This is a genomic window from Mycobacterium sp. AZCC_0083, assembly GCF_014202335.1.
Classification (GTDB): Bacteria; Actinomycetota; Actinomycetes; order Mycobacteriales; family Mycobacteriaceae; genus Mycobacterium.
In genome coordinates, this window is the sequence record NZ_JACHGP010000019.1 from 148,422 (window position 1) to 161,525 (window position 13,104).

Consider the following 13,104-nt stretch of genomic DNA (forward strand, 5'->3'; position numbering starts at 1 on the left):
CACAGGAACGCCAGGGGTGCACATAGTCGAACCAAGGGAAAAGATGACCAAAGTGAGGTATGACTTGACCGTGGCGGCGCGGGAGATTCAGGTACTAGTTATCCATCCAGACGCTACGTACGAGGTCCGGCAGATCAGCCAGAAACTGCAGACCTTCCAAGAGATCCTCGGCGGCTACATGGAGCCCGTCGCAGTCGAAGGCGCGACCTTCTTTTGTAACGAAGAAGGCAGGATCCACGATCTGCCCGACAACCCCATGGCCACTTATTTGTGGTGGAAACTCAGCCCAGAGATGGAGGGGCTAGACAGGTTTTGCGGCACCGTCATCGTGACCGGCCCAGCCGATGACGCAGGCGACTCCCATCCAATCCTGGATTCAGTCCTCGACCTCTACCGGCGCATGGAAGCAGTGCGGCTAGAACGAGACGCCTAAAGACCCAGAGACCCAAGGAGAGCCTTCTCCTTGACCCAAGGGTCACGGCGCACGACGCGGGGTCGGATGGCAACCTTCACGGGTTTGCCGTCCGGCCCTTCGTCGTATCGCTGATAAGCCCGCACCGGGGTATCCAGAGGCTTCCCCGCCAACCACATCCGGCGATGCGAGGCGCACATCCCGCGCGCCGCCACCTTTCGGCCGCACTTCCCGTCCGGCCCGTACTCACAACCCATTGCTGCCCACTCCTGAATCGTTTGCCCTACGATCTGGTTGTTCACCACACGAAGGGATCTCAGTGAAACGTCTCTTAGCTATCCCGGTAGGGATAGCTGCCTGCGCCATCGCCCTGGCCCCCGCAGCTCAAGCCGACCAATACGACTTCATTAGCGACCTCGACGCCAACGGCATCTACTACTCAGACATCAGCACCATGATCGACCTCGGCAAGATCACCTGTTCGCAGATCAGATCTGGCATGCCCATCACCGTCGAGCAGCGCGACCGCCTCGGAGCCCCCGTTAGCGTCGGCGGCCCGCTCAAGAACGCGGGCTACAGCAACAAAGAGCAGGAGTACATCACCGTCGCGGCCGTCAAGAACATGTGCCCCGACCAGATGCCGACGCTGCGAGCTGCCGCCGCAGGAGGCTGACCACGCAAAGCCAGCAAAGAGGCCCAGGAGGGTGCCACCAGCAGTTTTGGAGCACTTTCCTGGGCCTTTTTAGTGTATCAGCGAATTGCAATTGCAAGTGGCCCACTCGTTTCTGCCGGGGAGAGAGGGGCTGATTTGCATGAGGTGTCCGGCCGTTCCGGCCGGTCGGGTTACCCGCCACCCGACGAATACCTGCAAGTCAGGCATGGTTTCCGTCGCTGTCAGCTACATAGAGCATCTATGCAATACCTCTCGATTCGAGACCCCAAAATGACCCCTTCAGCGAACGAGTGTTCACTCACTGCGACCTAGCACAACACGACGCAGAACGCAAGAGACCTGACCTGCGACTATCGACATACACTCAACCCCTTGACGGATGGCATCACATGGTGTATCACACATGCCGATGCTGCCCTGACCTGCATGGATGCTGCATACGTGCAGATAGAAGGGGGTTTATATGTATCCCGGTTCGCACCATGCCTGACCAGCGACGATGCGTCAGCGTGGACGCTAGGCATGCGCAATACACGTCCTATGCAAACACCATGGTCAGAGCGTTGACCCTATGCAATGGACATGCAACCAAGGCCGTTGACCCCATGGTGCGCCCAGCAGCTACCCGCAATGCGCCGTTCTGCCGTGTGCCAGCCTCACACGTGCAGGCATCGACCGCTGGCCACGACATGCACAGGCCCTGTTCTACCCACTGTCGAAATCGCCTGTTTCGATTCCGTTTCGACCCCTCTCAGGTACAGCTGTGAGCGACCATATCGCCTCTACCTGCACATATGCACTTGTATGGTTAGGGTTGCCTATATTGCGCCAGCAAACAACCGAGGTCTAAGGCCGACTACCAGCAGAATCGTCTTGACCTGCATTTTCTCTACATACATGCAGGTCAGCGTTCTGCACACCACTGTATGCATGGCAATCACGCCCTGACCAGCACATATTCCGTATATGTGCAGGTCACAACGCTGCTAGATGTACGCAATATCGACACATGCGTCAGGATACGGACAGCTAATGCTCAAACACGTTCTACCAGCACACATACCGTGTACAGACACCTACCTAGCCGTACTACAGACTGCATACCCATAACCGCAGGTCAGAGCGTTTTCCCAGGTCAAGCATAGTTTGCTACAGAGCCTCGTCCACCAGGTGCGCCAAACTAATTCCAGCGAATCTAGCTGCGGAAACACCCCAAAACAGTGTCCAATTTCAAAGTTAGGGGTTGCGTTGCCGGACACTCATGCCTAACGTTCCCCTTGTTCGACCTGCTCCACCGCCCCGCCGGGGCCAGCAGGGAAAACGGGAAGGGGGTCGCCCGCCAAGTCGATGGGGTGAGGTCTGCCCAGAATCCGAGAATCGTGCTGCCTGCCCGGAGGTACCGGTGGTGTACGTGATGGCGTCGGGATGACGCGCCGTGGGACACGGTAGGGGCCTTGCCTGCGAGATGGATGGCTACCGAAGATCGACCCTGCACGCCACCGTGTGGCTGTGGAATTACATAGAGAGAGTCGCGCAAGCGTAAGCGACTCGACAACGTGGATGCGATGAGCGTTCCAACGGTAGCGGTGACTTGATCCCGCCTAGTGACTTGTCCCGAACGGCCTTATTCCCACGTTGACTCTCTTTCCCACATTCCAAGTGTGGAGTGTCCTGTGACCTATCTCAGGTTTCTCGGCGCCTACGTCATGGTGTTGGCGGCGATGCCGCTGCTGGCCCGCATCCCGACAGGGGCGCGGCTGCTCGGAGGAGTCGTCGCGGTGTACGCCGTGGTCGCGGTGGTCGACGCAGTCCGGGTCACCGACCCCGCCTGGTCGGCGGTCGGCTACGTGAACATGCTCGCCTGGCTGATCCCCGGCATGTTCGGGGTGGCCTACCGGCGCAAGCTGTTGACGACGCGGACGGCACTGAGCGTCGGCATCACGATGTTCGCCGTCAACCTGAGCCTTTTGTGGTTGGGCCCGTACGAGTTGAGCCTCGTCGGCATCGAGTCCCAGCATCTCAAGAACATGACACCGCCGTCACTCCTGCTCGCCGGACATGCAATCATGCTGTGCGCGTTCGCGATTGCCGCAGCACCCAGCATCGGCCGATGGGCCCAGCAGCCCAAGGTGTGGCGGCTCGCGGTGATCGGCAATACCGGTGCCATGACCCTGTACCTGTGGCACATGCCTGCCCTGCTCGGTGTGCACCTGGCGTTCGACTACCTCGGCCTACCGCGCTACCCCGGCCAACCGCACTTCGTGGTGCTCAGCATCGCCCAGTTGGTCCTGGTGGCACTGCTGGTGGCCGCGATGTTCGTCATGCTGCGGCCGTTGGAGAACAATCCGCTGCCGCTGTGGGACCGCGGTTGCGTCGCGGCACCAGGAGCCCGCAGCGCGGCCGTCGGCACGTTGCTGTCGATCGCCGGTGCGGCCACCCTGGCATCGGTCGGTTGGGGCCTGAAAGACCAAGGGCTATTCTGCGTTTCGGTGATGCTCGTCGCGCTGATCGGCGCGCGAGGGCTGGCCAACGAAGGTGTCGCAGCCGCGGCACCCGTCGCAGCGAAGGTGGGCTAGCCGAGGGCTAGCCGCTCTTGCGCCGGAACTCGCGGCGGGCCGTCTCGGGGCCGTGGGCCTTTGGCTGCTTATTGCCTGCGTCCTTGTGGGCGGAACCACCGCCCGCGTTGGCCTTCTTACGTTCCAGTGCTTCGCGGAACTTGCGCTTGTTGTCGTCTTCGGGTTCCTCGGCCATGCGGCAAGACTAACGCGCTACCCACCCAACGGCCGACGGGTTTAACCAAGCACGTCTCAGCGGATGCCCGGTGGCAGCCCGTAAAGATGCGAAATCGGCAGCGTCACCACGACCCGACGGTCCGCCACCATCGCCTGGCGGTACTCGTCCCAGTCGGGATGCTCACCGGCGATGTTGCGGTACAAGGCAATCAGCGCCTCGACGGTGTCATCGCCAGGTGCAGCCGCCGGCGGGGTGAGGGCCGTATCGCCCTCGGCCACCGCGTACGCCCACCCGTCGTCGGCCGTCACGTGAATCGAGGCCCTCGGGTCGCGGCGCAGGTTGCGCGTCTTGGCCCGCGGCTCGGTGACCGACACCTGGATGGCGACGTTGCGCGGATCGAAGTAATACGAGACGTTCGACAACTGCGGCCTACCGTCACGCTTGATGGTGGCCAGGACCCCGAGTGAGTTGCCGCTGATCACAGCCAACAACTTCTCGTCGAACACGTGCCGCGTCATGGAAGCCAGCCTACGGCTGTGCCAACGGGAGCCAGAGAGGAAGCGACCGAATTCGGCCACCACATCCCTAACATGGGGCCATGACCGTGATCGACGGCAATATCCTGGAAGGCGTTTCGGCGACCACGCTGTGGACGCTGCACAACCGCGGCACGGAGGCCAAGCGCTCCGACGGCGTCATCCGTGACCCGTGGGCGGTGACACTGCTCGACGCGATCGACTACGACTACCTCAAGTTCGGCAAGGCCAACCAGTCGCACGGGCTGCGCGCCGTCGCCTTCGACAACGTCATGCGCGACTACCTCGGCGCGCACCCGGGAGCCTCGGTGGTGGCCCTGGCCGAGGGCCTGCAGAGCAGCTTCTGGCGCCTCGATCGGGACGGCGTGATCGATGGCTCGACCTGGTACTCCATCGACCTGCCACCCGTCATGGAGCTGCGGAGGGAGTTGCTGCCCAGCGACGACCGGATCGCACTCGCACAGTCCGCACTCGACCTCAGCTGGATGGACCAGGTCGACTCCTCGCGCGGCGTCTTCATCACCGCCGAAGGCCTGCTGATGTACCTCGAACCCGACGACGCGATCGGCCTGATCCGTGACTGCGCAGCGCGCTTCTCCGGCGGCCGGATGATGTTCGACTCGATCCCCCGCTGGTTGAGCAAGCGCACGCTGACGGGCCTGAAGCTCTCGGATCGCTACATCACCCCGCCGATGCCGTTCGGCCAGACCGTCGACGAGGCGCTGGCCCTCGCCGGGACGATTCCTGGCGTCAAGGCCGCACGCGACGTCCCATGGCCGCCCGGTCGCGGGTGGTTCAAAGTCGCTGCCTGGCCGCCGTTGGATCGGATCGGTCCACTGCGCGGCATCCGGCCAAGCACCACGGTGCTGGAGTTCGCTTGACGCGCTACGCCGCGTTTCTGCGCGGCGTCAACGTCGGCGGGGTCAATCTCAAGATGGCCGCGGTGGCCGACGCGCTCACCGCGGCCGGCTTCACCGCCGTCAAGACCGTGCTGGCAAGCGGCAACGTGCTGCTGGACAGCAAGGCGTCGGTGAAGGCGGTGCGTACGAAAGCCGAAGCGGCGCTGCGCGAGACGTTCGGCTACGACGCCTGGGTGCTGGCCTACGATCTCGAGACGGTCGCGGCGATCTCGAAGGCTTATCCGTTCGAGCGGGAGGTCGAGGACCACCACTCGTACGTCACGTTCGTCACCGATCCGGCGGTGCTCGACGAGCTGGCCGAGCTCGGCGCGGGGCCCGACGAGTTGGTCGAGCGCGGCGAGGGCGTCATCTACTGGCAGGTCTCCAGGTCGGGCACGCTGGGGAGCACGATCGGCAAGACGATGGGCAAGAAGCGGTACAAGTCGTCGACCACCACCCGCAACCTGCGCACGATCGACAAGGTGCTCAAGGCCTGAGCGTGTCGTAGATTCGCGTCGGTGAGTTCCGAACCGAAGGTCGACGGCGCCACGCTGACCGGCGTGTCGGAGACCGCGCTGCTCACGTTGAAGGTGCGGGCGTCGGAGGCCCGCAGGCCCGACGCCATCGACTTCGACTTCGCCAAGTTCGGCTACTCCCGCCGCCAGGACATGGCACTGCGGGCACTGGCCTTCGACGACGCGACCTGACCGACCTCATCGATCACCCGGCGGCCACCATCGTCGCATTCGCGGAGGGACTGCAGACCAGCTTCTACCAGCTCGCACTGCGTGCGGACGCCCCTGAGCGCTAGCTCGGCTAACCGAACGCCGCATCCACGTACCGCAGGGCGGCCGCCTTGTTCAGCCCGAGTGCCCGCGCCGTCACCACGTAGGTGTGCGCCGCGGACGCCATCGCCGAATCGGCCGGATCCGCCCGCGCGACGAACGTGCCGAACCTGCCCCGTGTTTCCACCAAACCGGCGGTCTCGAGCTCGCGGTAGGCACGTGCGACCGTGTTCACCGCCATGGTCGTCTGGACGGCCAACTCTCGAACGGTAGGCAGCCTCGTCCCCGGCGAAAGCCTGCCGTCCCTAATTCCCTCTATGATCTGGGTCCGCAACTGATCGAACAGCGGCCTCGCGGCTCGCGGGTCGACCTGGACCCATTCCCCCAAATCGGTCACGTGCTCAGTATCACAAAGTCCGGCTAGTTTGGTCGTGTGCATGTGGTGGTACTTAGCGGCGCCGGGATCTCTGCCGAGAGCGGCGTGCCGACGTTTCGGCACGTCGAGACCGGTTTATGGGCAAAAGTCGACCCCTACGAGATTTCCAGCGCCGACGGCTGGCGCCGACATCCCGAGAGGGTGTGGGCGTGGTACCTGTGGCGGCACTACATGATGAAGTCCGTCGAACCGAACGACGCCCACCGCGCGGTCGCCGCGTGGGAGGACTACGCCGAGGTGCACGTCGTGACCCAGAACGTCGATGACCTGCACGAACGTGGGGGCAGCTCCCGGGTCTACCACCTGCACGGCAGCCTGTTCGCATTCAAGTGCGACCGGTGCGGCACGCCGTACGACGGTGAGTTGCCCGCCATGCCGGAGCCGGTCGAGACGGTCAAACCACCAACCTGTGCCTGCGGTGGCCTGATCCGGCCCGACGTGGTGTGGTTCGGCGAGGATCTGCCCGCCGACGCGTGGGAGCGTTCGCTGGATGCCGTCACCGCCGCCGACGTGGCCGTCGTGGTGGGCACGTCGGCGATCGTCTACCCCGCGGCGGGGCTGCCGGAGCTCGCGTTGGCCAACGGCATCCCGGTGATCGAAGTCAATCCCGAGCGCACACCGCTGTCGGACCACGCGTCGATCTCGTTGCGCGAATCCGCGGCCACCGCTCTACCCAACCTGTTGCAGCGACTGCCCGCGCTGCTGGGCTGACTCGGCGGTCAGGCCGGCCTGACAGCCCGCCCGATCGCGGTTTCGGATGCGGGCATCGGCACCCACGCAGGCAGCACCCACTCATGGCGGGCATCGGCCACCTCGAAACCGGCGTCGACGATGGACCGCTCGGTGTGCCGGTGGGTGTGGCAGTTGGCGAGCAGCCGCGGCCACACCGTGGCGTCGGCAAGGCGTTGCATCCTCGCCCGCACGCCCGTACTCGCGACGTGCTCGAGGTAGCGCAGCTCCCCGCCCGGCCGCAGCATCGAAAACAATTGCCGCAGAACGCCGTCAGGGTCCTGCACGGCGAATCAGGGCTTGCGCGTTATGACGATGTAGGCAACACCGGCCACGATGAAAATGAGTGTGTACAGCGTCGAAATGATACCGAGCACATAGCCAACCAACGCCGGAGTGCGGCCGCCCATCGTGCCGCCCGAGGCAGCGATTTCTCCCAACACTCTTCGGCCCCTGATCCACGCAATCGGACCACCGACGGCACCGCAACAGCAGACGCCGAGGATTCCCCACACCAACACGTTCATTGCGAGTGGATGATCGACCTCTTCACCGGTCATGCCGACAACCTACTATCTGCTGAAAACAGTGGTCACCTGGGCGCTCTGCGCCGCCCGTCGCGGGGTCGGTGGTGATCAGATCGGGCTCGACCCAACCACAGCCGGGCCTTCACCCAAGAGAACACCGTCCCCCGAGTCGGGGCGTGGCCGCGCGGTCGGGAGTGGCATTCTCGTCCACGATCGATTGCGGCGCAGCCCCGTCGGCGCGCCGTCACTGACCGCCCCCGCTGGTGGGCAGGCACCGCAGGTACGGCGGGCAGACACTACCGTTGGAGGGGCACTGCAACGACCGAGTGGGGCTTCTCTGGATGAGGCAACGATACAAACCTGCCGAACTCAGTTCATATCGAGGCGACTGCCCGCGCTGCTGGGCTGACTCGACGGTCAGGCCGGCCTGACTGCCCGCCCGATCGCGGTTTCGGATGCGGGCATCGGCACCCACGCAGGTAGCACCCACTCGTGGCGGGTCTCGGCCACCTCGAAACCGGCGTCCACGATGGACCGCTCGGTGTGCCGGTGGGTGTGGCAATTGCCGAGCAACCGCGGCCACACCGTGGCGTCGGCAAGCCGTTGCATCCTCGCCCGCACGCCGGTGCTCGCGACGTGCTCGAGGTAGCGCAGCTCCCCGCCCGGCCGCAGCATCGAAAATAATTGCCGCAGAACGCCGTCGGGGTCCTGCACCGAGCACAACACCAGTGAGGCCACCACGGCGTCGAAGGGCTCCGAGGTCCCGGCGTACCGCTCGACGGTTTCGGTGCTCACCCTGACGGGGACCGACGCCCTGTCGGTCGCCCGCCGCGCCAGTACCGCAAGGCGCTGCTCGGGTTCGATCGCGACGACCTCGGTGACGGTGGCCGGGTAGAACTCGAAGTTCGTCCCGGTGCCAGCGCCGACCTCAAGCACCCGCCCGGTCAGCCCGGCGAGGTTCTCACGGCGCAGCTGCCGGATCGACTCGGGCTCGCGGGTGGACAGCGTCGACCACACCTTCGCGAAGAACGGGTTGTCGACGGTGTCCATCCCCCGGTCGCTGCGCTCTCCCCCGCAAGCGGGGGGACCCCCAGCGCCGGTGTCACCCATCAGTAAGCTCCTTGATTCTCGCGACGGCCTCCTGCGGTGGCACGTCGACCCCCATCGCACCCGTCACGATGTGACCGGCGCACACCGACCTCAACGTCCGGTCGGCGAACTCCTCGGCGTCGCCGAACGGCAGGTAGGGCCGCGAGATCAACAGCGCGGCCACCCCGTGCGCGACGGTCCATAGCTCCAGCGCCGCCACGGTGGAATCGCCTGGCGGGAAGATGCCCTCCTCGATCAATGCCTCGACGGAGTTGCGCAGGTGCACGAACGCCGAGCTGTTCAGCGCCACGTCGACATCGCTGCCGAGTCGGCCCTCGCCCATCGTGGCGATGCGGTACAGCTCTGAGTTCTGCGTGGCGAAGCGCACGTATGCCAGCCCCTGCGCGCGGAGCCGGTCGATATTCGACGGTTGATCGGCCGCGACCTGTTGCATCTCCTCGTCGAGTCGCTCGAAGTACCTGGCGCACACCGCATCCAGCAGTGCGTCCTTGTCGGCGAAGTGCAGATAGATCGACGGCGGAGTGACTCCGACGCGCAGCGCCACCGACCGGATGGAGACGGCCTTCGCGTGGCCGGTCTCCAACAGCAGATCGGTGGCAGCATCGAGGATCTCCTCGCGAAGGTGTTCCCCGGAGCCGCGCGGAGCACGACGACGCTTGAGTGGCTGAATAGTCACGCTAGCCAGTGTCCACTACCGAGACCATGGCCCGGTCAGATTTGGGTTCGGTCGCGTCGGCTTCTGGTCCGGACTCGCTGATCCCGATCCGCCGGTGCAGCCGGACCAAGGGCCGCGGCGCCCACCAGTTCCAGCCGCCCATCACGTGCATGAAGGCAGGCACCAGAACCATCCGGATCAGCGTGGCGTCGACCAGCACGGCCAGCGTCAGCCCGACGCCGAACATCCGCATGAACGACACCTGCGCGGCGATCAAGGCGGCGAACGAAATCGACATCACCACGGCGGCAGCGGTGATCACCCGGCCCGTACGTGCCAACCCGAGTGCCACCGCGGCGTCGTTGTCGGCACGGGCGGCCTTGATCGCCTGCAGGCCGGACGGCGCGGCTTCGCCGTTGGTCCGCAGCTGCAGCCAGTACTCGCGGATTCGGGCGACGAGGAACACCTCGTAGTCCATCGACAGCCCAAACGCGATGCAGAACAACAGAACTGGCATGTTGGCCACCAGTGTGCCGGTCGCCGTGGTGCCGAGGGCGTTCAGATGTCCGTCCTGGAATATCCACACCAAGGCGCCGAATGCGGCGGTCAGCGACAACACGTTCAGCACAATGGCTTTCAGCGGCAAGGTCACGCTGCCCGTCAACAGGAACAGCAGGCCGAACATGATCACCGCGATCAGACCGAGCACCCACGGCAGCCGGGTGGTGATCGCATCAACGCTGTCACGGTTGATCTGCGCGCTGCCGGTCATCTGCACCGCGTGGCCGTCGGGTCCTGGCACCTGGTGCAGGCGGTCGAGCTGCGTCTCGGAGCTGTCGGAGAACAGTGGCGCCGTGCTTCCGACGGTGAGGAAGGCGCTGCCGTCGACCGCACCGGTCGGCGCCGTTGGTGGCCCGACCTCGTGTCCGCCGATGAACGTGCCCGTCGGCGCGGACACTGCCTGCACGTCGGGGACCCGGGACAGGTCGGTGGCGTAGCGCTCGATCTCGGCGGGGGCAAGCCCGGCAGCGTCCGGTACGACGACGGTGATCGCGGTCGAGGAGTCGTCGGCGAAATCGTTGCGCAACTGGTCACCGACCTGATGGGCCGACGCCGATGCGGGCAGCACCCGGTCGTCGGGGAAGCCCCACTTCACGCCGAGGAAGGGCGAGCCCAACGCGAGGAGCAGTACGACGACCGCGAGCCCGATGGGGACGGCACGGCGCATGACGGCCTTCGTCGAGCGGTACCAGAACAACTGCTCGACGGGCTTGGGCGTCGGTTCGGGCCTGCGCAGCACCCGCCGGGCCAGTCGGCGCATGTCGAACGCCTCGATCCTGTCCCCCAGCAGCCAGATGGCGGCAGGGGTGACGATCAGCGCGGCGGCGGCGGCGAACGCCACCGTGGCGATGCCTGCGTAGGCGAATGACTTGAGGAAGTACATGGGGAACAGCAGCATCGCCGACATGGACAGCCCGACCGTCGTTGCGGCGAACACCACCGTGCGCCCCGCCGTCGTCATGGTCCGGATCAGCGCCCGGTCGCGGGGTGTGCCCTCGGCCAGTTCGTCGCGGTAGCGGCTGATGATGAGCAGCGTGTAGTCGATGGCCATGGCAAGGCCGAGCGCGGTGGTCAGGTTGAGCGCGAAGATCGACACGTCGGTGCTGAACGTGAGCAGGCGCAGCACCGACATCGAGCCGACGATCGCCAGCCCGCCGACGACCATCGGCAGCGCCGCGGCGATGAGGCCGCCGAACACCCACACCAGGAACAGGAAGCTCACCGGGATCGCGATGGCCTCCATCAGCAACAGGTCGCGTTCGGTCTGGGCGTTGATCTGCGAATACACCGTCGCCATGCCACCGGAGCGCACGGTCACGCCATCCCGATCGTGCACTTGCTCTTCTACGTCGTGAGACAGGGCCTTGGCGTACTTCTGCGCATCGTTCTCACCGCCCGTGATGCCTGCGACGATGAGCCCGGTCTTGCCGTCCTCGCTGATCAGGTCCGTGGCGGCCTGTGGCGGCACGGTCCACGGCGAGGTCACGTTGGCGACGTGCGGTGACTGTTTGAGGTGCTCGACGATGTTGGTGGCGGCGGATGTGGCGTTCGCCGACTTGACGCCGTCGGGCGCGGTGACCGTGACGAGCAGCTGCATGTCGCCCTGCTCGAACTTGTCGGTCAGCAGCTTGGTCGCCTGAGCGGATTCGGACGTCGGGTCCTGGAAGCCGCCCGCGGACAGGCTCTTGGCCACCGGTATGCCGAACACCGCGGCCGCGACCATGATCAGCGCTGCAACGACGAGGATGCGTCGCGGGGCGGCGATCGCAAGTAGGGCGATCCTGCGCAACATGTCAGACCTTCCGAAGATTGACAATAACAACGTTAAGTTATCAACGATAACTCAGGGTCGTCAACCGCGTACCCCATGTCTGATCACGTCGCCGGACCACGGAACGTTCACCCCTCACGAGCGTTTCCCAGTACCTGCACAGACATTTAGGCTTTCTGGCATGGCCACCACCGACTCGTTCTCGACAAGGTACGACTCAGCAAGCACCGACTCCGTGAGCTCGTTCGGCCTGCTCGTGCTCCGCGTCGCCGTCGGCGCGACGGCACTGCAGGCCGGCCTCATCAAGGCGTTCGACATCGACACAGCTGTCAAATTCATGGACGACAACGGATGGAAGATGGGGAAGTTCGCCGCAATTCTGGTGACGGCCACCGAGACCGCGGGCGGAATCCTGCTGCTGTTGGGTTTGCTGACGCCGGTAGCGGCGTGCGGCCTGATCGCCGCGATGATCGACGCGTGGGCCGTCAACGTCGCTGGCGGCCCGTTCTGGTCTCAGCCGTTCAACGTGCCGTTCCTGGTCGCGTTCGGCGCAACGGCCCTGCTCTTCACCGGTGCGGGCGCCTACTCGGTGGACGCGAAGGCGTTCGGCCGGGCGCGCTGGCCCGGGGTCATCACGGTCGGGCTGTTCGTCGTCGCGATTGCCGCAGCCGTCACGACGTGGGTCTTGCTGAACGGGACCAACCCGCTGCACTTCAGCGGCGCGAGCGCCTAGAACCTACCGGCAGGTAAGAATTGCCACCGTAGTCACAATCGTGACTCAAAGTCCTCTTAAGTGTGATGGTTACTGTCCAGTACATGTGGATCGACGACACCAGTGCAGATGTCATCAAGGTTGACTTCGAAGCCCTGTACCACGGGGACTTCCTGGTCGAAGGTGATACCACCGAGCAGTTCCCCGACCTCGCCGCTGCCGTATAACAACAGCAGGTCAGACCGCGTGGCGTGACTGATCATGTGGTCACCGAGGCAGGTATGCGGCAGCGATGGCTGCGTCGTGTGCCTCAGGCAGACAGCCGCCGACGGATACCGTCGGCGGCTTCTTCTATCTAAGAGTCTTATCAACGCGTAGAGATTGTGCTGAGGATCCAGCGCGGACCACGACCCTCAGCACAATCTGAACGTCTCTTGTTATGCCGACAGTGCCTCGGACTCCGACGACGTGACCATTCCGCCAAGTCGTTCGGTGATCAGTTCTTCGGCCCCGGACACGATGCGCGAGATCAGCTCGTCGCACGTCGGGATGTCATCGATCAGCC

General features: G+C 64.7%; 14 protein-coding genes and 3 pseudogenes. 9 read left to right on the plus strand and 8 right to left on the minus strand.

Features of this window, described 5'->3' with window-relative positions:
- Positions 1–16 precede the first annotated feature (16 nt).
- The 3 genes and pseudogenes from HNP02_RS35365 to HNP02_RS35375 form a co-directional block, all read left to right on the plus strand.
- A complete protein-coding gene (locus HNP02_RS35365) occupies positions 17–433 on the plus strand; it encodes a DUF3846 domain-containing protein (RefSeq protein WP_184445319.1) in 417 nt (138 codons plus the stop codon).
- A gap of 298 nt (positions 434–731) precedes the next feature.
- On the plus strand, positions 732–1,085 hold the full coding sequence (locus HNP02_RS35370; protein ID WP_184445320.1) for a DUF732 domain-containing protein: 354 nt from the start codon (positions 732–734) through the stop codon (positions 1,083–1,085).
- 1,682 nt (positions 1,086–2,767) lie between these two features.
- A pseudogene (locus HNP02_RS35375) lies at positions 2,768–3,661 on the plus strand (acyltransferase family protein); the annotation flags it as partial.
- 7 nt (positions 3,662–3,668) lie between these two features.
- Here HNP02_RS35375 and HNP02_RS35380 read toward each other — a convergent pair.
- Positions 3,669–3,836, minus strand: coding sequence for a DUF5302 domain-containing protein (locus tag HNP02_RS35380; RefSeq protein WP_184445322.1), 168 nt, complete (start codon positions 3,834–3,836; stop codon positions 3,669–3,671).
- A gap of 56 nt (positions 3,837–3,892) precedes the next feature.
- Positions 3,893–4,336, minus strand: coding sequence for a PPOX class F420-dependent oxidoreductase (locus HNP02_RS35385; protein ID WP_184445323.1), 444 nt, complete (start codon positions 4,334–4,336; stop codon positions 3,893–3,895).
- Between the two features lie 80 nt (positions 4,337–4,416).
- Between HNP02_RS35385 and HNP02_RS35390 the strand changes: the two genes are divergently transcribed.
- The 3 genes and pseudogenes from HNP02_RS35390 to HNP02_RS35400 all read left to right on the plus strand — a co-directional run.
- Positions 4,417–5,235 (plus strand): class I SAM-dependent methyltransferase, encoded by an 819-nt coding sequence (locus HNP02_RS35390; RefSeq protein ID WP_184445324.1) that lies wholly within the window; start codon positions 4,417–4,419, stop codon positions 5,233–5,235.
- On the plus strand, positions 5,232–5,750 hold the full coding sequence (locus HNP02_RS35395; RefSeq protein WP_184445325.1) for a DUF1697 domain-containing protein: 519 nt from the start codon (positions 5,232–5,234) through the stop codon (positions 5,748–5,750). The genes HNP02_RS35390 and HNP02_RS35395 overlap by 4 nt, the downstream gene beginning before the upstream one ends.
- Positions 5,751–5,771: 21 nt before the next feature.
- Positions 5,772–6,034: pseudogene (locus HNP02_RS35400) on the plus strand (class I SAM-dependent methyltransferase); the annotation flags it as partial.
- 35 nt (positions 6,035–6,069) lie between these two features.
- Here the strand turns inward: HNP02_RS35400 and HNP02_RS35405 are convergent.
- Positions 6,070–6,435 (minus strand): GntR family transcriptional regulator, encoded by a 366-nt coding sequence (locus tag HNP02_RS35405; RefSeq protein ID WP_184445326.1) that lies wholly within the window; start codon positions 6,433–6,435, stop codon positions 6,070–6,072.
- Positions 6,436–6,471: 36 nt separating this feature from the next.
- On the opposite strand from HNP02_RS35405, the gene HNP02_RS35410 reads away from it, so the two are divergent.
- A complete protein-coding gene (locus HNP02_RS35410) occupies positions 6,472–7,185 on the plus strand; it encodes an NAD-dependent deacylase (RefSeq protein WP_184445327.1) in 714 nt (237 codons plus the stop codon).
- 8 nt (positions 7,186–7,193) lie between these two features.
- On the opposite strand, the pseudogene HNP02_RS35415 reads toward HNP02_RS35410, so the two are convergent.
- From HNP02_RS35415 to HNP02_RS35435, 5 genes and pseudogenes are all read right to left on the minus strand, one after another.
- A pseudogene (locus HNP02_RS35415) lies at positions 7,194–7,493 on the minus strand (SAM-dependent methyltransferase); the annotation flags it as partial.
- A 3-nt stretch (positions 7,494–7,496) separates the two neighbouring features.
- Complete coding sequence (locus tag HNP02_RS35420) at positions 7,497–7,763, minus strand: DUF4190 domain-containing protein (protein WP_184445328.1); 267 nt, start codon at positions 7,761–7,763, stop codon at positions 7,497–7,499.
- Positions 7,764–8,147: 384 nt separating this feature from the next.
- Positions 8,148–8,780: a bifunctional 2-polyprenyl-6-hydroxyphenol methylase/3-demethylubiquinol 3-O-methyltransferase UbiG gene (locus tag HNP02_RS35425; RefSeq protein WP_184445343.1), complete on the minus strand. Its 633-nt coding sequence runs from the start codon at positions 8,778–8,780 to the stop codon at positions 8,148–8,150.
- A 52-nt stretch (positions 8,781–8,832) separates the two neighbouring features.
- Positions 8,833–9,516, minus strand: a complete 684-nt coding sequence (locus HNP02_RS35430; RefSeq protein ID WP_184445329.1) for a TetR/AcrR family transcriptional regulator — start codon at positions 9,514–9,516, stop codon at positions 8,833–8,835.
- A gap of 1 nt (position 9,517) precedes the next feature.
- Positions 9,518–11,848 (minus strand): MMPL family transporter, encoded by a 2,331-nt coding sequence (locus tag HNP02_RS35435; RefSeq protein WP_184445330.1) that lies wholly within the window; start codon positions 11,846–11,848, stop codon positions 9,518–9,520.
- Positions 11,849–12,008: 160 nt separating this feature from the next.
- On the opposite strand from HNP02_RS35435, the gene HNP02_RS35440 reads away from it, so the two are divergent.
- Both HNP02_RS35440 and HNP02_RS43200 read left to right on the plus strand, forming a co-directional pair.
- Complete coding sequence (locus tag HNP02_RS35440) at positions 12,009–12,560, plus strand: DoxX family protein (RefSeq protein WP_184445331.1); 552 nt, start codon at positions 12,009–12,011, stop codon at positions 12,558–12,560.
- 83 nt (positions 12,561–12,643) lie between these two features.
- Positions 12,644–12,766, plus strand: coding sequence for a hypothetical protein (locus tag HNP02_RS43200; protein ID WP_255507324.1), 123 nt, complete (start codon positions 12,644–12,646; stop codon positions 12,764–12,766).
- Positions 12,767–13,104 lie beyond the last annotated feature (338 nt).